This window comes from Nocardioides sp. NPDC054178 (genome assembly GCF_055585005.1).
This window is the reverse complement of the sequence record NZ_JBVJKY010000005.1, coordinates 221,513-244,454: the sequence shown is the minus strand read 5'-3', so window position 1 is coordinate 244,454 and position 22,942 is coordinate 221,513. Positions and strand designations below refer to the sequence as shown.

Annotated in this window: 18 protein-coding genes; 13 read left to right on the top strand and 5 right to left on the bottom strand. The window is 70.6% G+C overall.

The genetic code is table 11. The features are described from left to right. The first annotated feature begins 96 nt into the window (after positions 1-96). The gene (gene proB / locus ACZ6WN_RS19655) at positions 97-1,209 is read left to right on the top strand and encodes a glutamate 5-kinase (protein ID WP_465866927.1); all 1,113 of its coding nucleotides are present in this window, start codon (positions 97-99) and stop codon (positions 1,207-1,209) included. After that, positions 1,206-2,180, top strand: coding sequence for an endonuclease/exonuclease/phosphatase family protein (locus ACZ6WN_RS19650; RefSeq protein ID WP_465866926.1), 975 nt, complete (start codon positions 1,206-1,208; stop codon positions 2,178-2,180). Before proB ends, ACZ6WN_RS19650 begins: the two co-directional genes overlap by 4 nt. A gap of 12 nt (positions 2,181-2,192) precedes the next feature. Here the strand turns inward: ACZ6WN_RS19650 and ACZ6WN_RS19645 are convergent, their stop codons facing one another. Then, on the bottom strand, positions 2,193-2,732 hold the full coding sequence (locus ACZ6WN_RS19645; protein ID WP_465866924.1) for a GNAT family N-acetyltransferase: 540 nt from the start codon (positions 2,730-2,732) through the stop codon (positions 2,193-2,195). Positions 2,733-3,212: 480 nt separating this feature from the next. On the opposite strand from ACZ6WN_RS19645, the gene ACZ6WN_RS19640 reads away from it, so the two are divergent. Beyond that, positions 3,213-4,484 carry an HNH endonuclease signature motif containing protein gene (locus ACZ6WN_RS19640; RefSeq protein WP_465866922.1) on the top strand — a complete coding sequence of 424 codons (1,272 nt, stop codon included), beginning with the start codon at positions 3,213-3,215 and terminating at the stop codon, positions 4,482-4,484. Between the two features lie 975 nt (positions 4,485-5,459). Beyond that, complete coding sequence (locus tag ACZ6WN_RS19635; protein WP_465866921.1) at positions 5,460-6,278, top strand: phosphotransferase; 819 nt, start codon at positions 5,460-5,462, stop codon at positions 6,276-6,278. Positions 6,279-6,304: 26 nt separating this feature from the next. Here ACZ6WN_RS19635 and ppk2 read toward each other — a convergent pair whose 3' ends face one another. Beyond that, positions 6,305-7,195, bottom strand: coding sequence for a polyphosphate kinase 2 (gene ppk2 / locus ACZ6WN_RS19630; RefSeq protein ID WP_465866919.1), 891 nt, complete (start codon positions 7,193-7,195; stop codon positions 6,305-6,307). A gap of 108 nt (positions 7,196-7,303) precedes the next feature. Between ppk2 and ACZ6WN_RS19625 the strand changes: the two genes are divergently transcribed. From ACZ6WN_RS19625 to ACZ6WN_RS19610, 4 genes are read left to right on the top strand one after another with little or no spacing between them, the layout of a single operon-like run. Continuing rightward, positions 7,304-8,497: a cysteine desulfurase family protein gene (locus ACZ6WN_RS19625; RefSeq protein ID WP_465866917.1), complete on the top strand. Its 1,194-nt coding sequence runs from the start codon at positions 7,304-7,306 to the stop codon at positions 8,495-8,497. Continuing rightward, positions 8,497-9,597: a tRNA 2-thiouridine(34) synthase MnmA gene (gene mnmA, locus ACZ6WN_RS19620; RefSeq protein ID WP_465866915.1), complete on the top strand. Its 1,101-nt coding sequence runs from the start codon at positions 8,497-8,499 to the stop codon at positions 9,595-9,597. The genes ACZ6WN_RS19625 and mnmA overlap by 1 nt, the downstream gene beginning before the upstream one ends. Continuing rightward, positions 9,594-10,592 (top strand): uroporphyrinogen decarboxylase/cobalamine-independent methonine synthase family protein, encoded by a 999-nt coding sequence (locus ACZ6WN_RS19615; protein WP_465866914.1) that lies wholly within the window; start codon positions 9,594-9,596, stop codon positions 10,590-10,592. Before mnmA ends, ACZ6WN_RS19615 begins: the two co-directional genes overlap by 4 nt. Positions 10,593-10,601: 9 nt before the next feature. Further along, positions 10,602-11,714: a hypothetical protein gene (locus tag ACZ6WN_RS19610; protein WP_465866913.1), complete on the top strand. Its 1,113-nt coding sequence runs from the start codon at positions 10,602-10,604 to the stop codon at positions 11,712-11,714. Between the two features lie 6 nt (positions 11,715-11,720). Here the strand turns inward: ACZ6WN_RS19610 and ACZ6WN_RS19605 are convergent, their stop codons facing one another. After that, the gene (locus ACZ6WN_RS19605) at positions 11,721-13,250 is read right to left on the bottom strand and encodes a hypothetical protein (RefSeq protein ID WP_465866911.1); all 1,530 of its coding nucleotides are present in this window, start codon (positions 13,248-13,250) and stop codon (positions 11,721-11,723) included. A gap of 220 nt (positions 13,251-13,470) precedes the next feature. Here ACZ6WN_RS19605 and ligA point away from each other — a divergent pair, with 220 nt between their 5' ends. Both ligA and ACZ6WN_RS19595 read left to right on the top strand, forming a co-directional pair. Continuing rightward, positions 13,471-15,588 carry an NAD-dependent DNA ligase LigA gene (gene ligA, locus ACZ6WN_RS19600; RefSeq protein WP_465866909.1) on the top strand — a complete coding sequence of 706 codons (2,118 nt, stop codon included), beginning with the start codon at positions 13,471-13,473 and terminating at the stop codon, positions 15,586-15,588. Between the two features lie 25 nt (positions 15,589-15,613). Further along, positions 15,614-17,872, top strand: a complete 2,259-nt coding sequence (locus ACZ6WN_RS19595) for a glycosyltransferase family 2 protein (protein WP_465866907.1) — start codon at positions 15,614-15,616, stop codon at positions 17,870-17,872. Positions 17,873-17,880: 8 nt separating this feature from the next. On the opposite strand, the gene ACZ6WN_RS19590 is transcribed toward ACZ6WN_RS19595, so the two are convergent. Beyond that, on the bottom strand, positions 17,881-18,999 hold the full coding sequence (locus ACZ6WN_RS19590; protein ID WP_465866905.1) for a hypothetical protein: 1,119 nt from the start codon (positions 18,997-18,999) through the stop codon (positions 17,881-17,883). Further along, positions 18,996-19,505 carry a SigE family RNA polymerase sigma factor gene (locus ACZ6WN_RS19585; protein ID WP_465866904.1) on the bottom strand — a complete coding sequence of 170 codons (510 nt, stop codon included), beginning with the start codon at positions 19,503-19,505 and terminating at the stop codon, positions 18,996-18,998. Before ACZ6WN_RS19585 ends, ACZ6WN_RS19590 begins: the two co-directional genes overlap by 4 nt. A gap of 142 nt (positions 19,506-19,647) precedes the next feature. Here ACZ6WN_RS19585 and gatC point away from each other — a divergent pair, with 142 nt between their 5' ends. From gatC to gatB, 3 genes are read left to right on the top strand one after another with little or no spacing between them, the layout of a single operon-like run. Next, positions 19,648-19,947, top strand: a complete 300-nt coding sequence (gene gatC / locus ACZ6WN_RS19580; RefSeq protein WP_141792516.1) for an Asp-tRNA(Asn)/Glu-tRNA(Gln) amidotransferase subunit GatC — start codon at positions 19,648-19,650, stop codon at positions 19,945-19,947. Beyond that, positions 19,944-21,443 carry an Asp-tRNA(Asn)/Glu-tRNA(Gln) amidotransferase subunit GatA gene (gene gatA, locus ACZ6WN_RS19575; RefSeq protein ID WP_465866903.1) on the top strand — a complete coding sequence of 500 codons (1,500 nt, stop codon included), beginning with the start codon at positions 19,944-19,946 and terminating at the stop codon, positions 21,441-21,443. The genes gatC and gatA overlap by 4 nt, the downstream gene beginning before the upstream one ends. Continuing rightward, positions 21,440-22,933 carry an Asp-tRNA(Asn)/Glu-tRNA(Gln) amidotransferase subunit GatB gene (gene gatB / locus ACZ6WN_RS19570; RefSeq protein ID WP_465866902.1) on the top strand — a complete coding sequence of 498 codons (1,494 nt, stop codon included), beginning with the start codon at positions 21,440-21,442 and terminating at the stop codon, positions 22,931-22,933. Before gatA ends, gatB begins: the two co-directional genes overlap by 4 nt. Positions 22,934-22,942: the final 9 nt, after the last annotated feature.

The following is a 22,942-nucleotide window of genomic DNA, read 5'->3' as shown; positions in this document are numbered from 1 at the left end:
GCCCGCTCGACCAGCGGAAACGTGCGGCTCGACCGGCGCGGGCGCCGGTAGGATCCGGCGCAGCGGAGAGTGCAGGCTGACGTACGAGGGGGATCGGTGCAGCGCGAGGTCGTGACCGGGGCACGCCGGGTGGTGGTCAAGGTCGGGTCGTCGTCACTGACGACGGCCGCGGGAGGCATCGACCCCGACCGGGTCAGCGCGCTGGTCGACGTGCTCGCCAAGACTCGGGCCGCCGGGGCCGAGGTCGTGCTGGTCTCCTCCGGGGCGATCGCGGCCGGGCTCTCGCCGTTGGGTCTGGCCAAGCGTCCCAGGGCGCTGGCCAAGCAGCAGGCGGCGGCGAGCGTCGGGCAGGGCCTGCTCGTTCACCGCTACACCGACGAGCTCGCCCGGCACGGCATCATCGCAGGTCAGGTGCTGCTCACCGTCGATGACCTGAACCGGCGTGCGCACTATCGCAACGCCGACGCGACGCTGTCGAAGCTGCTCGACCTGGGTGTGCTCCCGATCGTCAACGAGAACGACACGGTGGCCACCTCCGAGATCCGGTTCGGCGACAACGACCGGCTCGCGGCGCTGGTGGCCCACCTGGTCAAGGCCGATCTGCTGGTGCTGCTCAGCGATGTCGACGCGCTCTACGACGCACCGCCGTCCCAGCCCGGCTCGCAGCGGATCGACGAGGTCGCCTCGCTGGCCGATCTCGCCGGGGTGACCATCGGCAAAGCCGGGGCCGCCGGAGTGGGCACCGGGGGGATGGTGACCAAGCTGGAGGCCGCCCGGATCGCCGTCGACGACGGTGTTCCGGTCGTGCTGACCTCGGCTGCTCAGGCAGAGGCGGCGCTGGCGGGCGAGGCGGTCGGCACCCTGTTCCATGCCGTCGGCAAGCGGCGCCCGGCGCGACTGCTGTGGCTCCAGCACGCCACCGAGCCGGTCGGCTCGATCACCGTCGACGCCGGTGCCGTCACCGCGATCAGCAAGCGGGGCGCCTCGCTGCTGGCAGCGGGCGTCACCGGCTCCTCCGGGGCGTTCCATGCCGGTGACCCGGTCGACGTCCTCGACCCGTCGGGCGTGGCCGTCGCGCGCGGCCTGGTGAACTACGACGCCGACGAGATCCCGCGGCTGGCCGGGCGCTCCTCCGGCTATCTCGAGGCCAACCTGGGGGCTGCGTACGCCCGCGAGGTCATCCACCGCGACGACCTGGTGGTGCTGTGAGCCGAGCTCGATGGGTGCCGCTGGCACTGGCGTGGGGAGTGCTGGTCGTCTGCGGCCTGCCGGCGCTCGCGATCACGCTCTCCCGGGCCCTGGCGAGCACCGACCTGCGGGCGGTGCGCTTGGCCGCGTTCGCGCCGTTCGGCGTCGGGCTCTACGCGCTGTGCCTGATCGCGGTCCTGGTGCTGGTCTGGTTGGCCGGCGCTGCCGGGCGGATGCGGCTCGCGGTTCTCGCCGGGGTCGTCGCGCTGTTGCTGGCGGTGCACGTGGTCTGGCAGGCGCCGCTCTACGCCGGGTCGCGGGCGACCAGCGCCGGTGAGCCGCTGACCGTGATGACCACCAATCTCTTCGAGGGCAAGGGCGACACCGACGCCGTGGTCGAGGCGGTGCGCGCGCACAAGGTCGACGTGCTCGCCGTCCAGGAGATCACCCCGGAGGCGTTCGTGAAGCTGTCGAAGACGCTGCGCGAGCAGCTGCCCTACCGGATCGGCGAGGCCGCGCCCGGCACCGAGGGCACGATGATCTTCGCCGACCAGCCGATCACCAGGTCCCGCCGGATCGCGACGTCGATGGGGTCGTGGGTGGCCGATGTGGGGGAGTGGCGGGTCCTCGTCGCGCATCCGGCGCCGCCCACGCTCGCATCGTGGCCGGCCGAGCAGGAGCTGATGATCGAGGAGGCGGCCGCGGAGAAGCCCGACCTCGTCCTGGGCGACCTGAACGCCTCGCTCGACCACCACACGGTTCGACGCCTGCTCGACGAGGCAGAGGTGCAGGACGCGGCCCGGGCCAGCAACGCCGGATGGCAGCCCACCTGGCCGACCGAGGGGTTCGCCGGCGTACCGCTTCCGCCGTCGACCGCGATCGACCACGTGCTGATCGGGGACGCGCTGGTCGCGCTCGCGACCGAGACGGTCGAGGTGCCGGGCTCCGACCACCTGGCGCTGGTCGCCTACCTCGGTACCCCTGAGGAGTGAGGCGCCGCCGCGCTAGCCGGTCTTGAGCACGCCGAACCACTGCTCGGCGCCGTAGGCCTCGAACCGCTCGACCTCGACGAACCCCAGCTTCTGGGCCAGGCGCAGGGACCGTTCGTTGGCCACCTGGGTGGTGAGGACGACCGGCTCGCCCGGAAGCGTCCTCTCGATCCAGCCGAGCGCCGCCCGGGTCGCCTCGGTCGCGATACCTCGACCCCAGGTGGTGGGGAGGAACTCATAGCCGATCTCGACCTCGTCGCCCTCCTCGCGTACGTGGTGCGCCCGCGCCCGATCGCGCCGCTGGATCGTGATCCTCCCGATGAACTCGCCTGCGTGCTCGACGGCGAAGATTCCGGGCCTGGTGTTCGGATCCTCCGGGATCAGCTCCTCCAGCTCATCGCGGGTGTACTGCGGGCCGCCGAGGAACGCCTGCACGGTCTCGTCCGAGAGCAGCTCAGCCAGGCCGTCTCTGTCCTCTGTCTTCGTCTCGCGCAGAATCAGGCGGTCGGTGACAATCTCTTCCGGAGGCCAGGGGACGTCACCGAGGGGTTTCATGGCCTTGGACCGTAGCTGAGGTTGTGGGGCTGGTCAGGGATCTTGGTCGTACGTCGGGTTCTGCTGTTGTCTCGGTGGTCGAGCTTGTCGAGACCACCTGTCCCGTAACCGTTCTTCGGGGCTGGCCTGGGCCGCCGACCCGATCACGAGGGTCTTCTCGACGAACCCCGGAGTCAAGGACGGCCTGCGGCCGCCGGCTTCGCCGGCCGCTTCGCGGTCCTGGACACCGGGGCCCGTCGAGAAAAAACTTGGCTGGCTATCGGGGCGGCGGCCCGGGTGTGGCGCAGCGGATTCATTCCTGCGACGGCTGGTGTCGATGGGGGTGGAGGGGCGGCCCTTCGGGCCACTTACCATCCACAGGAACGAGGACGTTCGCTCACCGCGAAAACCGGGTTTGAACAGGGAAAAGAGATCGTAAAGAGAGCGGTTGAGGCGTAGAATCAGACCCATCACAACACACCTCTGAGAGGAGGGCAGACGATGAATCTCGGCCGCGACATCAACCACTGGGGCACCAACCCCGGCGACGCGATCGACGCCGCCTTGCAGGCCATCGAGACCGCCCTCCAAGAGTTGCTGTCCACCGATCCTGCCTACTGGCGCACGAGCCAGAAGAAGGACCTGCTCGAGCGGTTGGAGAAACTCCAAGCGATGCAGGCCGCCCTGAAGCTGCGGGTCCTCGCGTCTGCCGGTGACATTGCGGAGGAGACCGGGGCGAAGGATGTCTCGGGGTGGCTGCGGACCGAGCTGTTGGTCGATAAAGGGGTGGCCCGCTCGCAGATCAAACTCGCTGCTGGTGTCGCCAAGTACGACCTGGTGGCTGCCGGTCTGGCCGAGGGGGTGGTGTCCCAGGACAAGGCCTGGGTGATCACGAAGGCGCTTGACGCCGTCGAGGCCGACCCCGCCGCCAGTGGTGAGCACCTGGTGTCGGCCGAGAAGCTGCTGGTCGACTACGCCGCCTGGATGACCGCCAACGAGCTCAAGAACGCCGGCCGCCGCATCCTCGCCGAGATCGACCCCGAGAGGTTCGAAGCCGCCGAAGCCAAAGCCCTGCAGAGGGAAGAAGAACACGCCGCCCGGCGCACCTTCTACACCGCCCGGGATAACGGTGATGGCACCATCGACCTCCACGCCAGGGTCTCCCGCGCCGTCGGGATCCGGTTGCGCACCATCTTGGACTCGCTGGCCCAGCCCCGAAAGCTGTCGGCCGAGAACAAGGGCCGCAAAGCACCCTACGATCGTCTCCTGGGCCAGGCCTTCGCCCGGGTCATCGAGACCTACGACGTCGACCTGTTGCCCCGCCACGGTGGCCACGGGACGACGGTGTTCATCACGATGAGCGTGGAGGACCTCCGCAAGGACCTCGCCACCGCCGCGCTCGGGTTCGACGGGGAGAAGATCACCGCGGCTGAGGCCCGCCGGATGGCGTGCAACGCTGACCTGGTGCCGGTGGTGTTGGGCACCGACTCCGAGATCCTGGATCTGGGCCGCACCGCCCGCCTCGCGCACCCGATTCAACACCGAGCATTGCGGTTACGAGATCAAGGTTGCCAGGCCGAGGACTGTGACGCCCCGGCGGCCTGGACCGAGGCTCACCATCTGAAACCGTGGTCCGAAGGCGGCCGAACCAATCTGGCCAACATGGTGTTGTTGTGTCCGAGTGATCATCACCGGATCCACGCCGCCAACTACACCTATGAGCGGCTCCCCGACGGTCGGATCCGGTTCACCCGCCGCACGTTGAGCGGCTGATCCGAGCGGGTGGCGCTGTCGCGCCTGCATGCCTCCGAGCCCGTCACGCGACGATCGCTGGGCTGTGTCCACTTGCCCCGTCGGGTTGTGCCGTTCAGTTGGGTGGCCGACCCGTGGCTTGTAGGTATTGCGGGCGGCGCTGATCGGGCTCGTGGTGGTGTTGCTTGCCGGTGCCGCGGTGTGTCAGCACTGCCTGCTGGTGGTGTGGTGCCGACGCGCGGGGTGCCGCTGTCGACTGTTGGGCCTGCCGGCGATCCTGCGCCACCTGACCGCGTCCTGTCTGCCCCTGCGGCTGGTGATCCCGGTCGGTCTGCACTGACGGCTGGTGATCCTGCCCTCGTCCTGTGCCGGCGGCCTGTTTGGGGCCGCGTGGGCAGCAGGGGTGGAGGCAGCGTCGGCTCTCGTGCCGGGGTCATCGCGGCCTGGCCGAGGGCCCTGCTTGTGAAGCCGTCACAAGGTGTCATCGTCTTGTAAAAGCACCGCAAACACCCCAGCCTCCAGGACCCATCGACCAGGATCCCCAGGCCCGTGCCCAACTCAAGGGCATCCGCGCCAAACCCCGCCGCCGACCCGATAACCAGCCAAAATTCTCGACGGGTCCCGGTGTCCAGGACCGCGAAGCGGCCGGCGAAGCCGGCGGCCGCAGGCCGTCCTTGACTCCGGGAGCCGGCGAGAACACCCTCCGTAACGGGTCGGCGGCCACGAGCCCAACAAGCAACCCCGACCCCGAAAACCGCCCCTCACCACCACCCCCCCCCCGACAGCCAGCCACAACCCACCACGGATCCCGCCGCCCAGCACCAGGAAGCAAGCAGCGAACCAAACGGCGCGCCCCGACAACCTCAGGCCATCGCCTGTTTCCGGGAACCGCCCAGAGCACCCTCCCCGAACGGACCGGCGGCCACCAGCCTCGAGACGCAACGTCCGGCACGCAACACACACGACGACCACCGCTCACCTGCTTGACTGCGATCCGTGGCCGAAGCAGAAGACCTGACTACGCCGATCAGCATGCTCTGGGAGTCGGTCGATCCAGACACTGCGCTGACCGAGCGATTCGGCTTTGCGTCTGCGGTGGAGGCGGCGGGCTGGTTGGCCGGGGTGCTGGCCGAACGCTGGGGGCTGCGGATGGCCACGTGCGAGCGGCTCGTGATCAGCGACGCCAACTGTCTGGCGTGGATCACTGTCGATGGCTGCCGGATGATCGCGAAGTGGTCGATGCGGCCTCGCGTGTTCGCGCGCCTGGCGGCGATCGCACAGCTGACGGTGTGGCTGGGGGAGCGGGGGATACCTGTCTCGGCGCCACAGGCGACTCGGGACGGCAGCCTCCAGGTGGAGGTCGACGGGGTCTCGCTCGGGCTTCAGCAGGTGATCGATGGTGAGCTGTTGGATACCGGCGACCCGCGACAGGTCGGATCCGCGGGCGTGATGCTCGCGCGGATGCACGGTGCGCTGGCCGACTATCCGGGAACCATCCCCACCGAGGAACCGCAGGTGCCGGGCACCCAGCTGGTCGGCAACGACTTCAGGTCGGCCAACATCCTCTGGGCGGAGGGGAGGATCGCGGCGGTCCTGGATCTGGAGGAGACCACGTACCGTCGCCGGATGGACGACCTCGCCCAGGCTGCGGTCCTCCTCGGGACGCGCTACCACCACTGGCGCCCGACACCGGCCGATGTGCGCGGGGCGTTCATCGCGGCGTACGCGTCGGTTCTTCCGCTGGGGGAGGACGCTGCCCGCGCCCTCCACGCCAGCATCGAGGCGCAGCTGAGGCGCATCCCGTGGCCGGGTTGACGTGGCAGGGCTGAAGCGGGCGGGCGTCAGTCGCCGACGGCTTCGATGCCGCGCTGGACGATGAGGGGGTCGGGGGTGCCGACTACGGCGGGGTCCTTCTCGTCGTAGTCGTGGTTGGCGAGGAAGTAGCGCATCGCGTTGAGGCGGGCGCGCTTCTTGTCGTTGGAGCGGATCGTGGTCCAGGGCGCCCAGTCGGTGTCGGTGCGGCGGAACATCTCCTCCTTGGCGGCGGTGTAGGAGTCCCACTTGTCCAGCGACTGTACGTCGATCGGGGAGAGCTTCCACTGCCGGACCGGGTCGATCTGGCGGATGATGAAGCGGGTCCGCTGCTCCGAGCGTCCGACCGAGAACCAGAACTTCGTGAGGGTGATGCCGGAGTCGACGAGCATCTGCTCGAAGAGTGGCACCTGGTGCATGAACTGCTCGTACTGGTCGTCGGAGGCGAAGCCCATGACGCGCTCGACGCCGGCGCGGTTGTACCAGGAACGGTCGAAGAGGACCATCTCGCCGGCGGTCGGGAGGTGCTGGACGTAGCGCTGGAAGAACCACTGCTGCGACTCGCGGTCGGACGGCTTGGACAGCGCGACGGTGCGGGCGTAGCGGGGGTTGAGGTGCTCCATGAACCGCTTGATCGTGCCGCCCTTGCCGGCCGCGTCCCGGCCTTCGAAGATCAGTACGTGCTTGCCGCCGACGCGGTCGTTCCAGCGCTGGAACTTCAGCAGCTCGACCTGGAGGAGGTACTTCTGCTCGTCGTAGACCTCCCGGGCGATCCGCTCGGTGTAGGGATAGTTCTCGCGCCAGGTGTCGACGGCCCTGCCGGCCGGGTCCAGGAGCACGGGATCGTCGTCGTGATCCTCGCCGATCGTGTGACCCTCGGTGATCAGGTTGTCGATGTATTCGCGGAATCCCTGGGACATGGCACGAACCTAGGCATCTGAGGTGAACGTCAGGTAGCGCGGCGGCTCGTCCGGACCGTCGGCGGCGGTTCGTGGAGCACGCCCGATGCGCCGTACCCTTGGTAGACGATGAACCCCCGGACCGTCTATCTGGACCACGCCGCCACCACACCCATGGCCTCGGCGGCGATCGAGGCGATGACCGCGGAGCTGGCGCTGGTCGGCAACGCGAGCTCGCTGCACGCATCGGGTCGCCGTGCCCGCCGAGTGCTGGAGGAATCCCGAGAACGGATCGCAGGCGCGCTCGGGTCCCGGCCGGGTGAGGTCGTCTTCACCTCCGGCGGCACCGAGGCCGACAACCTCGCGCTCAAGGGTGCCTTCTGGGCGCGCCGCGGCCAGGACCCGGCGCGCACCCGGATCCTGGCCTCCACCGTCGAGCACCACGCCGTGCTGGACCCGCTGCACTGGCTGGAGTCGACCGAGGGCGCCCAGGTCGAGCTGATCCCGTGCGACGCGACCGGTCGCATCGACCTGGCCGCGATGAAGGAGGCCGTCGAGCGCGACCCCGCCTCGGTCGCGCTCATCTCGGTGATGTGGGCCAACAACGAGGTCGGCACCCTGCAGCCGGTCCCCGAGATCGCCGAGATCGCCTCCGAGCACGGGATCCCGTTCCACACCGACGCCGTCCAGGCGGTCGGCGCGGTGCCGGTCGACTTCGCGGCCAGCGGCGTCGACGCGCTCTCCCTGACCGGTCACAAGCTCGGCGGCCCGGTGGGCGCCGGAGCGCTCGTCGTGCGCCGTGAGCTCGAGCTGACCGCGCTCGTCCACGGCGGCGGCCAGGAGAGGGACGTACGCAGCGGCACCCATGCGACCGCCGCCATCGCCGGCTTCGCGGCGGCCGTCGAGCTCGCGGTCAAGGAGCAGGAGGCGTACGCCATCAGGGTCGGCGCCCTGCGGGACCGGCTGGTCGAGCAGGTGCTGGCGACGGTGCCCGACACCCATCTCAACGGACCGCCGCTGGAGCCGCTGGGCCGCCACCGGCTGCCCAACAACGCCCAGATCGCCTTCCCCAGGTGCGAAGGTGACTCGCTGCTGATGCTGCTCGACGCCGCCGGGATCGAGTGCTCGACCGGCGCGGCCTGCTCGGCCGGCGTACCTCAGGCCTCTCACGTGCTCCTGGCCATGGGCCAGACCGACGAGCAGGCGCGCTCCTCGCTGCGCTTCTCGCTCGGGCACACCACCACGGCCGAGGATGTGGACCGGCTCGTCGCGGCGATCGGTCCGGCCGTCGAGCGCGGCCGCGCGGCAGGGTTGCAGCGCTGATGAGGGTCGTCGCTGCCATGTCCGGCGGAGTGGACTCCGCCGTCGCCGCCGCCCGCGCGAAGGAAGCCGGCCACGACGTCACCGGCGTTCACCTGGCGCTCTCGCGCAACCCGGCGTCCTACCGCACCGGCGCCCGCGGCTGCTGCACCATCGAGGACTCCAACGACGCCCGCCGTGCCGCCGACGTGATCGGGATCCCGTTCTACGTCTGGGACCTCTCCGACCGCTTCCACGAGGACGTGGTCGAGGATTTCATGTCCGAGTACGCCGAGGGGCGCACCCCCAACCCCTGCCTGCGCTGCAACGAGAAGATCAAGTTCGCCGCCGTGCTGGACCGAGCCCTCGCGCTCGGCTTCGACGCCGTCGCGACCGGCCACTACGCCACGCTGCGTGAGGACGCCGACGGGCTGGTCGAGCTGCACCGCGCCGTCGACGGCGGCAAGGACCAGTCCTACGTGCTCGGGGTGCTCGACCAGGACCAGCTGCGCCACTCGCTGTTCCCCCTCGGCGACACTCCGAAGCCGCTGGTGCGCGAGGAGGCCGCTCGCCGTGGCCTGCTCGTCGCCGACAAGCCCGACTCCCACGACATCTGCTTCGTCGCCGACGGCGACAACGCCGGCTGGCTGCGCGAGAAGCTGGGCGAGCGGGCGCCCAACGAGTCCGGTCCGATCGTCGACGAGGCCGGTGAGGTCCTGGGCGAGCACCAGGGGACGTACGCTTACACGATCGGGCAGCGCAAGGGCCTCCGTCTCGGCAAGCCCGCGCCGGACGGGAAGCCTCGGTTCGTGCTCGACATCGAGCCCGTCTCCGGCACCGTCACCGTCGGACCCCGCGAGCACCTGGCCGTCGACGGGCTCTCCGGGATCCGGCCGCGCTGGGCCGGGCGCGCGCCCGAGGGCGTCCTCGAAGGCACCGTCCAGCTGCGTGCGCACGGCGACGAGCACCGGGCGCGGGTGACCGTGGTCCCCGAGGGCGCCGAGATCGAGCTGCTCGACCCCGCCTACGGGATCGCGCCGGGGCAGGCCGCGGTCATCTACGACGGCACCCGGGTCGTCGGCTCGGTCACCATCTCCGCCACCCGCCGGATGGCTCCCGCGTGAAGGCGACCGGCGTCGGGTCGCTGCCGGGTGAGGACTACGCCGAGGCCTGCCGCATCGTCCTCGGTGAGCTCCAGGATCTCCCGCACCTGCCCGAGCTCCCCGCGCGCGGCGCGATCGCGAACATGACCGGCCGCGCCCTGGCGGTCCTTGACGGTCTCGACGCCGACCTGCAGCCCGCGGGCTGGCGGCTGACCGGCACCTCCGGCTCCGCCGGGGTCGACCACCGGCGCGCCCGCAGCCTGCTCGCCCAGGACCTCGACACCGTCGAGGAGCTGGTCCAGGACTCTCCGCTCACCTCCGGCGGCGGCGCCTTCAAGATCCAGGTGGCCGGGCCCTGGACCCTCGCCGCCACCGTCGAGCGGCCGCGCGGCGACAAGCTGCTCGCCGACCACGGCGCCCGGCGGGACCTCGCGCAGGCGCTGGCCGAAGGCGTACGCGCCCACATCCGTGACGTACGCCGCCGCCTCCCCGGCGCGGACACCCTGGTCGTCCAGGTCGACGAGCCCGCGCTGAGCGCCGTGCTCAGCGCCCAGGTGCCGACCGCCTCGGGGTTCGGCAAGCACCGCAGCATCGACCTCCCCGAGGCCTCCCAGTCGCTGGAGTGGGTGCTCGGCGCGATCGCCGAGGAGGGCGCGATCCCGTGGGTGCACTCGTGTGCGCCCGGGACGCCGCTGAGCCTGCTGCGCAAGGCCGGGGCGAAGGGGATCGGCGTCGACCTGACGCAGCTGACTGCCGCCGATCACGACGAGCTGGCCACCGCCCTGGAGGCCGGCGACACGGTCGCGCTCGGCGTGGTCCCGTCCGTCGCGCCGGCGGGTGCCACGCCCACCGACAAGACGGTCACCGAGACCGTGGAGCGCTGGCTCGACATGCTCGGGCTCGATGCTGCGTACGACATCGTGCTGACGCCCGCGTGCGGTCTCGCCGGTGCCGACGGGCGATGGGCCCGCACCGTGCTGCGCATCCTCACCGAAAGCGCCCGCCACCTGGCGTAGATTCCCCTCATGGGACGACGGGGGATGGCACTGCCGGCTGCGACGCTGCTGCTCGCCGCGACGCTGGCCGGCTGCGGCAGCGGCGCGTCCGAGGCGGACGACAGGGCCAGCGAGGAGCCCACGGACGCACCGTCGGCGAGCATCGACCCGGCCGACCTGAAGCCGGGGAACGAGCCCGCGACCCCGGAGGCGCTCGCGGCGATCACGCTGCAGCACGTACGCGTCGTGCCGGAGGCGTTCGAGGGCGGCGACCTCTACTTCGATCAGGACGAGGTCGGCACCGTGCTCCTGTGGGGAGCCGACCACTCGCTGGAGGTCAAGGCCGGTGCGGTCGACGACGACCTGCTCTCGACCTGGTGCCGCGACGGGATGTCGGGCTGTGTCGAGGTGGAGGCCGAGACCGGCACGGCCACCGTCGCCTGGGACCTCGCCACCGACGACGGCACCCCCGGTCAGGTGATGGTCTCCCACACGTCCGGGGGAGAGGAGCGCCGGGCCGCCTACGTCGGCGAGAAGATCACCGAGGACCCCCGCGAGCTCGATCTCGAGGTGAGCGTCGACGACCTGGTCGCCCTGGTCACCGACCCGCGCCTCGGCACGAAGACGACCACCAAGATGACGAAGGCGCAGGTCAGCGGCTTCCCCTCCGCGGGTGCCAACGGCGCCGGCGAGGTCGCGCTGACCGCCGGGGCGATCGCGGCAGGGCTGCTCGAGACCAAGGCGTACGCCGACATCGGCTCCTTCGAGAAGGCCGACGTCTCGGGCTACGGCAAGGGTGCCTTCGGCGTCGTCGGCACCACCCCGGGCGGCGGCACCGTGACCGCGGTCCACGCGCCGAACCTGCCCGCCGGGAAGCGAAAGTGCCCCACGACGCTCACCTGCTCCAAGGGCGACACCGACGGCTACGACGGCTGGACCGACGGGTTCGCCGAGACCGTTCGCTGTCATCAGGCGGAGGGCGACCGCCCCGCCTTCTGCGCGGTCGTACGCGAGCAGGCGCCCGCACCGTTCCCCGGCGACGACCTCGACCCGGTCCTGTCCGGGCTCGAGGTGGCGATCGAGACGCTCTGGCCGACGGTTGCGGCCGAGACCGCCCGACGAGGTGAGTCGCTGGTCGGCTGAGCGCGCTCAGCGTCCGGCGATCCGCTGTCCCTCGTAGACCTGGCCCCGCTGGCTCGGCGGTGCGAACGACTCGGGCGGGCGCGGCTGGCGGTGGCTGGGCTGCGGGGGAGCCGCGTGCTGCGGCTCCGCGTGCAGGGGACCCGGCTGACGGTGGCTCGGCTGACGGGGAACCGGCTGACGGGGAACCGGCTGGCGCAGATCCGGCTGGCGCGGACCTGGCTGGCGCGGACCCGGCTGACGCCGGACCGGCTCCTGGCCCTCGGGCAGCCGGCGCGGAAGCGGCGGCTCGGGCCGGGACTGCTGACGCGGGTGGGCCGGATAGGGCCCCGACGCCTGTCGCGGGTCCGGGGGATACCGCGGGTCCGAGGGGTAGCGCGGCGCCTGGGCGTAGCTCGGCTCGTCCCACTCCTGGTCGTGCTTGCGGCGTCCGGAGAGCACGGCGACGGCACCTGCCACCAGGGCGAGGACGATCATCGAGGCGATGATGATCCAGGTGAGCGGGCCGACGCCGCCCTCGTCGGCCGACGCCGTCCGCTTGACGGCCGTAGTCGGCGGGGCGCAGCCGCTCTGGACACACTCGCCGTCGCTCGGGGTGCCGGTCACGACGAAGGAGATCCCGCGGTTCACCGAGCCCTGGAAGGTGAGGGTGTGCTTGCCGAGGCCGATGTCCTTGGGCAGCCGGCCGGACCACTTCGCGACGCCTTCGCCGTTGGCCTTGACGCTGGTCGAGAGGACCAGCGGGGTCGAGTAGACGACGACCCTGATGCCCGTCTCGTGGGGCCTGAAGCCGGAGGCCTGGGCGTGGATCACGTCCTCGGCGTCGACGGAGGCGTTGTCGATCCCGGTCAGGCTCAGACCCTTGGCCGTCGGCGGCTCCTCGGGTGCGGTCCAGGGCTTCTTGGACGCCTTCTTCTTCGGCTTCTCGCCGGAGCCGTCGCCGGCTCCGTCGCCGGAGTCACCTCCTGCGGGCCGACCCGACGTACCGCCGCCGGAGGAGCCCGTGCCCGAGTCCGTGCCGGAGCCCGTGCCGGAACCGTCCGAGGACCCGGTGTCGTCCGCGGGCCCGTCCGGGGTCGGTGAGCTGCTGGGTTCGGCGAGCGCGGCGAAGTCGAAGGGGACCTTCGCGGTCCTGGTCTCGGAGGAGTCGTAGACGTCGCGCCCCTCGCCTCGCATCGTCATGATCTGGTAGCTCGTGTCGGGGTCGAGCTGGGCGACCTGGGCGGCGTCGAGGGTGAACCGATAGGTCCACTCGTCGGGGTTCTCCGGGTCGTACAGCACCGACTTGATGAACGTGTTCCGCGTGCCCGAGCCGATGTAGCCGTTGGGGTTGAGCGCGATCTCGATGCCCGGCCGCTCACCGCTGTAGTCGGTGCCGTGGACGCTGAGGACCACACCGTCCTTGGACTGCTCGACGATCGAGACCTCGACCTCGGCGTCGGAGAAGATGCTCCCCAGTCCGAGCGCGTGGGTAGCGCCGACCGGGGCCAGCAGGAGGGCGAGCGCCGCCATCAGCGTCACCGCGAGCCGAGAAACCACTGCAGACCTCACAAGGCGGTCATCTGGGGATTGGTGTCGGCCCCGCCTTGCCCGACGCGGGAGGAAGGTAGCCCGATTTACCCTCTTCTGGTGACCCCCGTCACCCAGGTGTTGATCGGTTGCGTCGATATTGAGGGAGTCGAGTGTCGTTCGGGCTGGTGAAACGCCGAAAACGCCCGGGTGGGTATGCGGTCGGAAATTGTCGGCGGGACCAGGCAAGATGGTGCCCGTGAACGATGACGTGACCGCCGACGCGAGCCCTGAGCACAAGACCGAGCACCAGGAGCTCGCCGAGCAGATCGAGGACGCTCGCTACCGCTACTTCGTGCTCGACGACCCGACGCTCTCCGACGCCGACTACGACCAGAAGTGGCGCCGGATCAACGAGCTCGAGGAGCAGTTCCCCGAGCTGCGCACGCCCGACTCGCCGACCCAGAAGGTCGGCGGCACGTTCTCGACGGAGTTCACCGCGGTCGACCACCTGCAGCGGATGGAGTCGCTCGACAACGTCTTCTCGTTCGAAGAGCTGGCCGGCTGGCACGCCCGGATCGCCAAGGACGGTGCCGGCCAGGCCGAGCTGCTGTGCGAGCTGAAGGTCGACGGCCTGGCGATCAACCTGCTCTACGAGAAGGGCCGCCTGGTCCGGGCGCTGACCCGCGGCGACGGCCGCACGGGTGAGGACGTCACGCCGAACGTGCGCACCATCAAGTCCATCCCGCACCGGCTCACCGGCACCGAGGAGTTCCCGGTGCCCGACCTGGTCGAGGTGCGCGGCGAGGTCTTCCTGTCCATCGAGGCCTTCGACAAGCTCAACGCCTCCCTGGTCGACGCGGGCAAGCCGATGTTCGCCAACCCGCGCAACTCCGCCGCCGGCTCGCTGCGCCAGAAGGACCCGCGGGTGACCGCGACCCGCGAGCTCGGGATGGTCTGCCACGGCATCGGCGCCCGCGAGGGCTTCCAGCCGGTCGCCCAGTCGCATGCGTACGACGCCCTGAAGGCGTGGGGGCTGCCCACCTCCAAGCGGGTCAAGGTGCTCAAGACCCTCGAGGAGGTCGAGGAGTTCATCAGCTACTTCGGCGAGCACCGCCACGACGTCACCGAGCACGAGATCGACGGTGTGGTGATCAAGGTCGACGACATCTCGCTCCAGCGCCGCCTCGGCTCGACCAGCCGCGCGCCGCGGTGGGCGATCGCCTACAAATACCCGCCGGAGGAGGTCAACGCCAAGCTGCTCGCGATCGACGTCGGCGTGGGCCGCACCGGCCGGGTCACGCCCTTCGGGGTCATGGAGCCGACCAAGGTCGCCGGCTCGACCGTCGAGCGGGCGACGCTGCACAACGCCCACGAGGTGAAGCGGAAGGACGTACGCCCCGGCGACACCGTCATCCTCCGCAAGGCCGGCGACGTCATCCCCGAGATCCTCGGCCCGGTGCTGCCGCTGCGACCCGAGGGGCTGCCGGAGTGGGTGATGCCGACCGAGTGCCCCGCGTGCGGCACCACGCTCGCCGAGCAGAAGGAGGGCGACAAGGACCTGCGCTGCCCCAACCACCGCGGCTGTCCGGCACAGGTGCGGGAGCGGGTCTTCTTCGCCTCCGGGCGAGGTGCCTTCGACATCGAGGGGATGGGCTACGAGGCGGCGGACGCGCTGCTGGCCGCCGAGGTGATCACCAACGAGGGCGACATCTTCTCCCTCGACGAGGCCAAGCTCGCCACCACGGCCTTCTTCACCCGCGCCGCGAAGAAGGCCGAGAAGGAGGCCGGTGCCGGCGACCGGGTGCTCAACGCCAACGCCCTCGGCCTGCTGCGCAACCTGGAGGAGCGCAAGCAGGTCCCGCTGTGGCGGGTGCTGGTCGCGCTCTCCATCCGCCACGTCGGCCCCTCCGCGGCCCGGGCGCTGGCCACCGAGTTCGGCTCGCTGGACGCCATCTGGGCCGCATCCCAGGAGGAGCTCGCCGGCACCGAGGGCGTCGGCGGGATCATCGCCGAGGCCATCGTCGAGTGGCGCCAGGTCGACTGGCACCAGGAGATCGTGGACAAGTGGCGCGCGGCTGGGGTCTCGCTCGCCGATGAGCGCGACGAGTCGGTGGTCCGCACGCTCGAGGGCCTGACCATCGTGGTCACCGGGTCGCTGGAGGACTTCTCCCGTGACGGCGCCAAGGAGGCGATCATCAGCCGTGGCGGCAAGGCCGCGGGGTCGGTCTCCAAGAAGACCGACTACGTGGTCGTCGGGGAGAGCGCCGGCTCCAAGGCGGCCAAGGCCGAGGAGCTCGGCCTCCCGATTCTCGACGAGGCGGCGTTCAAAGTCCTGCTGGAGTCGGGCCCGACTGGACTCGCCTAGGAAATACCCCCCATAGTGTGGGGCCGTGCTCGACGCCCTTCCCCCACTCCTCACGGTCGCCGCGGTCCTGCTGGTCCCGGCGACCGTGCTGCTGTTCACGATCCGTACGCCACGTGCGGGTTCGCTCTCGGCGGTCACGGCGATCCTGGCGGCGGTCCTCACCGCGGTGGTCGCCCTCGGGGTCGGCCTGCTGCTCGGCCAGGACGCCACCCGGGCCGCGATCGGGGGCGCCGTCCTCGGTGCCTCGCTGCTGGCCTGGCTGCCCGCGGCCCGGGACTGGGACGTACGCGGCTTGGTCGCCTGGGCGCTCACCATCGACGTGGGCATGCTCTACCTGAGCTATGTGGGGCTGTGGACGGTCACCGTCCACCCCGGCGCGTGGACGACGACGCTGTCCGGGGTGCTGTGGCTGCTGGAGGTCTTCGTCTTCCTGATCGGCGTGGGCTACCTGTGGGAGATGGTCGACGTGCTCGCCCGGCGCCGCTGGCGTGGGTGGCCGACGAGAGGTGAGCACCACCCGGGCTGGCGGCGTCCGTTCGTGAGCCTGCACGTCCCGACCCACAACGAGCCGCCGGAGATGGTCATCGAGACCCTCCAGCGGATGTTCGAGCTGGACTACGACGCGTACGAGATCCTGGTCATCGACAACAACACCGACGATCAGTCGCTGTGGCGGCCGGTGCAGGACTTCTGCGAGCAGTACGACGGGGTCACCTTCATCCACCTCGCCAACTGGCCGGGGTTCAAGTCCGGGGCGCTCAACTACGCGCTGGCCCGGATGAACCCGCTCACCGAGGTCGTGGGGATCGTCGACGCCGACTACCACGTCGCCCCCGACTTCCTGGCCCACAACGCCCCGCTCTTCACCGACGAGTCGGTGGCCTTCGTGCAGACGCCCCAGGACTACCGGGACTGGGACGTCTCGCCCTACTTCCGCCGTCTCTATCACTCCTACGGCTACTTCTTCGACGTCAGCCAGGTCTCGCGCAACGAGCGCAACGGCGCCATCTTCGGCGGCACCATGGGACTGATCCGGGCCTCGGCCCTGATCCGGTCCGGCGGCTGGGACGAGTGGTGCATCACCGAGGACGCCGAGCTGTCGCTGCGGCTGCTCAAGATGGGCTACAACGGCATGCACGTCGACCGCTCCTACGGGAAGGGCGTCATGCCGCTGACCTTCGAGACGCTCAAGAAGCAGCGGTTCCGGTGGTGCTTCGGCGGTATCCAGATCCTGCGCATGCACTGGCGCTCGCTGCTGCCCGGCCGTCGCACCGAGGACAACCAGATGAACCTGGCGCAGCGCTGGGCCTACCTCGTCGGCGGTCTGCAGTGGTTCGGCGACCTCGCCGGGGCGCTGTTCACCTTCTTCCTGGTCACGGGCGCCCTCGACCTGATGCTGGGTGGGGGACTGGTCGTACGCCGCCTCTCCGGGCTCCTCCTCTTCGCCACCGTCGCGCTGGTGCTCTTCGGTGCGGCCCGCTCGATCGCGCTGGTCCGGCTCCGTGGCGGCGCCTCGTGGGCGGACGCGCTCGGTGCCTTCGGGCTGTGGCTGGCGCTGGGGGTCACCGTCGCACGGGCCTCCTGGCTCGGGCTGGTCTCGCGCGAGGGCACGTTCCTGCGTACGCCGAAGATCAAGGGGCAGCCGCGGGTGCGTGACGTGGTGCGGGGCAACCTGGTGGAGACGGTCGCGGCCGTGGTCTGCCTGGTGATGGCGCTCGTGGTCGGCGTGAGCGGTGGGGCGAGCGGGGTCGCCATCGCGGCGCTGCTCGGCTTCCAGGGGATCGGGTACGCACTGGCGCCGATCAACAGTTGGGCGGCGATCCGCAGCGACCTGCCCGCCGACCTGCGGCGCCGCCGCGAGCGGATCTGGGCCTGGAGCGCGGCCGCTCCGGCTGCCCGGCGCGGTGGGCTGGTGCTGGCCTTCTCCTCGGTGATGCTCGCCGGGCTCGTCGCGCTCGCGGCGCCGGTGGGCAGTCCGGAGGTACCCCAGGTCGGGGACGTCCACGGTGCGCTGGAGGAGAAGACGCGCGCCGAGAAGGAGAAGCCCTCGACCGAGCAGGGCCCGGCCCCGGAGACGACCGTCGACCCGACCCCGGCTCCGGAGAGCACGCCCAGCCGGGCCGCCGCCACGGCCAGCACCCGGCCGACCCAGACCGCCGAACCGACTCCGTCGGCCGACCCCACACGTGGGGCCGGTCCGACGCAGGCGGCGGGCCAGCCCGGCTCGACGGGCAGGCCCACCGACAAGCCGTCCAACGGCGGCGGCCCGAACAAGACGCAGTAGACGAACGGTCAGGACTGGTTCATCGTGCCGCTGATCGTGTCGGCGCGCTTCTTCAAGGTGACCGGCGCATCGGCGCACTCGCGACCGATCTCGTCGCAGGTCTCCACCTGTGTCCCGGACGCCCTGATCAGCTGCCCCTCCGGGGTCCAGCCGAGGTGGTCGCCGAGCTCGACGGCGGTCTCGGTGCCGTCGCCGAGGTCGTGCATCGGCGCGGTGGCGGTGTCATAGCTGCAGTTGTCGTTCTCGTCGCACATCGCGTACGGAGCCGCCAACGCATGGTTGCCGTCGGGCGAGAGCCTGAGCCTGATCAGGTCGTCGGGGAAGTCGGTGGAGCGAGTGGTCAGGAGCACCTGGCCGGTGGCCACCTCGACGACTCGTTGGGTCTCGCCGGTTGCATCCTGGGTCACCGCGCGACCGTTGATCACCTCGGTGGTGTAGCCGCCCGGGAGCCCCTTCGAGGTGGAGACCTGCCCGGAGCGCCAGTCGACGTCGAGGGTGCGGTCGTCGAGGGCCACGTAGGCGTGCTCTCCGTCGACGGCGACCGGCGGCGTCTTCCAGCCGGCCCAGGTGTACGTACCGGAGATCGGTACGTCGGCGACCTTCTCGCCCGTGCCGAGGTCGACGACGCGCACCAGCCAGCCGTCACCGTCCTCGACGGTCCAGGAGACGTAGGGCGAGTCCAGGTCGGTGCCGATCAGCCGGTCGCTCACGTCACCGAGATCGAGCGGCTGTACGCCGGCGGTGGTGATCAGCGAGAGGCGTGCGTTGGACTGCGTGCTCCGGGCCAGCAGGCCGACCGAGGTGTAGCGCAGGTCGTTCACGGTGCCGCCGTACGTCACCACGCTCCCGTCGCCGAAGTGGACGCTGCCGCCCTCGGCGACCGCCCATCCCCGGGGGTCTCCCGCGGCTGCGGCGAGGTGCGGCTCGTCGCCGCGGAGCGTCCCGGTCAGGGCGTACGTCCCGAGCACGCAGGCCATCGCCAGGGCCGCCGTCCCGGCGACCCAGCGGGCGCGCCGGCGCCGGCGGACGGTGCGGGTGCGGAGGTGGAGCTCGTCGGTGGCCAGGCGAGGAACGGTCACCTCGTCGGCGGCGTCGCGGAGCAGGGTACGCAGGTCGTTGTCGGTCACTGGGTCACCTCCAGGGTGAGGGTCGGGTCGCCGAGGATGGTGCGGAGCTTGTCGAGGGCGAAGGAGGTCTGGCTCTTCACCGTGCCCTCCGAGCAGCCGAGGAGGGCCGCGGTGCGGCGTACGTCGAGGTCCTCGTAGAAGCGGAGGACCACGACGGCCCGCTGGCGTGGCGGCAGCGCGGCGACCGCGTCAAGCAGCACCGAGCGGGTGGTCGGGTCGTTCTCGTGCCCGAGGTCGGGCAGCACCTCGGTGGGGTGCTCGCGGTTCCACGACGCCTTCCGGAACCAGCTCATCGCGGTGTTGAACAGCACCTGCCGGGCGTAGGCGGGGGCGGCCTCGAGGGTGCGCACCCGGCCCCAGCTGCCGAAGGTCTTCGCCAGCGCCGTCTGGACCAGGTCCTCCGCGCTGGCGTGGTCCCCGACGAGCAGGTAGGCAGAACGATAGAGCCGCGGCCAGGCGACCTGCGCGAACTCGTCGAACTGCTCCTGGGTGGGGGGTCTCGCCATCGATCCATCCGATCTCTCGAGCCGATTGTCAGGGTTGAGGACGCGGTGGAGCCACCGATCGGTTGTATGTGCGTCGAACTCCTCTCGGGCACGGGTCCGGCCGAGGTGAGAGTTGGGCGTTGTGCCGCCTAGGATGTGCGGCATGCCAGAAATCACCCGCGACGAGGTCGCGCACCTGGCCGACCTCGCCCGCATCGACCTCAGCGACGCCGAGCTCGATCACCTTGCCCCGCAGCTGCAGGTGATCCTCGAGTCCGTCGCCTCGATCCAGGGGCTTGCCGGCGATGACGTGCCTGCCACCTCCCACCCGCTCCCGATGACCAACGTCTTCCGTGAGGACGTCGTCGTGCCCGGCCTGACGCCGGAGCAGGCGCTCTCCGGTGCGCCGAGCGTCGAGGAGCAGCGCTTCGCCGTGCCGAGGATCCTGGGGGACGAGCAGTGAGCAACGACCTGATCCTGAAGACGGCCGCCGAGCTGGCCGATGCCCTGGCCGCGGGCGAGACCACCTCGGTCGAGCTGACCCAGGCCCACCTCGACCGCATCGCCGCGGTCGACGGCGACGTCCACGCCTTCCTGCACATCGACGCCGAGGGTGCGCTGTCCCAGGCCGCCGCCTCCGACGCGCGCCGCGCCAACGGTGACGCGCTGCATGCTCTCGACGGCGTACCGATCGCGGTCAAGGACGTGCTGACCACCACCGGCCTGCCGACGACCTGCGGTTCCAAGATCCTCGAAGGCTGGGTGCCGCCCTACGACGCGACCGTGGTCAAGAAGATCAAGGCGGCGGGTCTGCCGATCCTGGGCAAGACCAACATGGACGAGTTCGCGATGGGTTCCTCCACCGAGCACTCCGCCTACGGCCCGACGAAGAACCCGTGGAAGCTCGACCGGATCCCCGGCGGCTCCGGTGGTGGCTCGGCCGCGGCCGTCGCCGCCTTCGAGGCGCCGCTCGCGCTCGGCACCGACACCGGTGGCTCGATCCGCCAGCCGGGTGCGGTCACCGGCACCGTCGGCGTGAAGCCGACCTACGGCTCGGTCTCCCGCTACGGCCTGGTCGCGCTGGCCAACTCGCTGGACCAGGTCGGTCCGGTGACCCGCACCGTCCTCGACAGCGCTCTGCTGCACGAGCTCATCGGTGGTCACGACCCGCTCGACTCGACCTCCATCACGACCCCGGTGACCGGGCTCGTCGACGCCGCCCGCGCGGGCGCGACCGGCGACCTCAAGGGCGTCAAGGTCGGTGTCATCAAGGAGCTGGCCGGCGAGGGCTGGGCGCCCGACGTGATGCGCAAGTTCAACGAGTCGGTCGACATCCTCACCAAGCTCGGTGCCGACGTCGTCGAGGTCTCCACGCCGAGCTTCGAGCACGCGATGGCGGCCTACTACCTGATCCTGCCGGCGGAGTGCTCCTCCAACCTGGCCAAGTTCGACGCGATGCGCTACGGCCTGCGGGTCACCCCCGACGGCGACCCGAGCGCCGAGGACGTCATGAAGGCGTCGCGCGACGCCGGCTTCGGTGACGAGGTCAAGCGCCGCATCATCCTCGGCACCTACGCGCTGAGCAGCGGCTACTACGACGCCTACTACGGCCAGGCGCAGAAGATCCGCACGCTGATCATCGAGGACTTCAAGAAGGCCTTCGAGCAGGTCGACGTGCTGGTCTCGCCGACCTCACCGTCCACGGCGTTCCCGCTGGGTGCCAAGCTCGACGACCCGCTGGCCATGTACATGCAGGACCTGGCCACCATCCCGGCCAACCTGGCAGGCACGCCCGGCATCTCCATCCCGGCCGGGGTCTCCGACGTGGACGGGCTGCCCGTCGGCGTACAGCTCCTGGCTCCGGTCCTGGAGGACGCCCGTCTCTACCGTGTCGGTGCCGCGCTCGAGGGCGCCATCGGTCCGGTGCTCTCGATCGACAAGCTGGAGGTGGCCCGATGACCGAGACATTGGTTCCGTTCGACGAGGTGCTGGAGCGCTACGACCCGGCCTTCGGGCTCGAGGTGCACGTCGAGCTCAACACCAACACCAAGATGTTCTGCGGCTGCCCGGCGACCTTCGGCGGCGAGCCCAACTCCCAGGTCTGCCCGACCTGCCTCGGCCTGCCCGGCTCGATGCCGGTGGTCAACGCCAAGGCCGTGGAGTCGGCGATCCGGATCGGGCTCGCGCTCAACGGCTCGATCGCGGAGTGGTGCCGGTTCGCCCGGAAGAACTACTTCTACCCGGACATGCCGAAGAACTTCCAGACCAGCCAGTACGACGAGCCGATCGTCTACGACGGCTACCTCGACGTCGAGGTCGAGGGGGAGACCTTCCGGGTCGACATCGAGCGCGCCCACATGGAGGAGGACACCGGCAAGACCACCCACATCGGTGGCGCGACCGGCCGCATCCACGGCGCCGACTACTCGCTCGTCGACTACAACCGCGCGGGCATCCCCCTGATCGAGATCGTCACCCGTCCGATCCTCGGCGCCGGTGCCAAGGCGCCGCTGGTGGCGAAGGCCTACGTCGCCGCGCTGCGCGAGATCCTGCTGGGTCTGGGTGTCTCCGACGTACGCATGGACCAGGGCTCGATGCGCTGCGACGTGAACCTGTCGCTGTCCCCGAAGGGGTCGGACAAGCTCGGCACCCGCACCGAGACGAAGAACGTGAACTCGCTGCGCTCGGTCGAGCGGGCCGTACGTTTCGAGATGTCGCGCCACGCCGCGATCCTCGACGCGGGTGAGGCGATCTTCCAGGAGACTCGCCACTTCCACGAGGACACCGGCACCACCTCCGCCGGCCGGCCGAAGTCGGACGCCGACGACTACCGCTACTTCCCCGAGCCCGACCTCGTCCCGGTCGCGCCGAGCCGCGAGTGGGTCGAGGAGCTGCGCGGCACGCTGCCCGAGCCGCCGGCCGAGAAGCGGGCGCGACTGCAGGCCGAGTGGGGCTACTCCGACCTGGAGATGCGTGATGTCTGGGCCGCCGGTGCGATGGTGCTGATCGAGGAGACGGTCGCGGCCGGCGCCTCCGCCCAGGCCGCGCGCAAGTGGTGGATGGCTGAGCTCTCCCGGGCCGCCAACGACCGTGGTGTCGAGCTGGCCGAGGTCGGCGTGACGCCTGTCCAGGTGGCCGAGGTGCAGAAGCTGGTCGACGGCGGTTCGCTGACCGACAAGCTCGCCCGCCAGGTCTTCGAGGGGCTCCTCGCCGGTGAGGGCACGGTCGCCGAGATCATCGACGCCCGCGGCCTCGCGGTCGTCTCCGACGACGGCGCCCTCGGTGCCGCCGTCGACGAGGCCATCGCCGCCCAGCCCGCGGTCGCGGAGAAGATCCGCGGCGGCAACCAGGCCGCGGCGGGTGCGCTCATCGGCGCGGTGATGAAGTCGACCGGTGGCAAGGCGGACGCCAAGCGTGTCCGCGAGCTGATCCTGGAGAAGCTCGCCTGACCTGCCGAG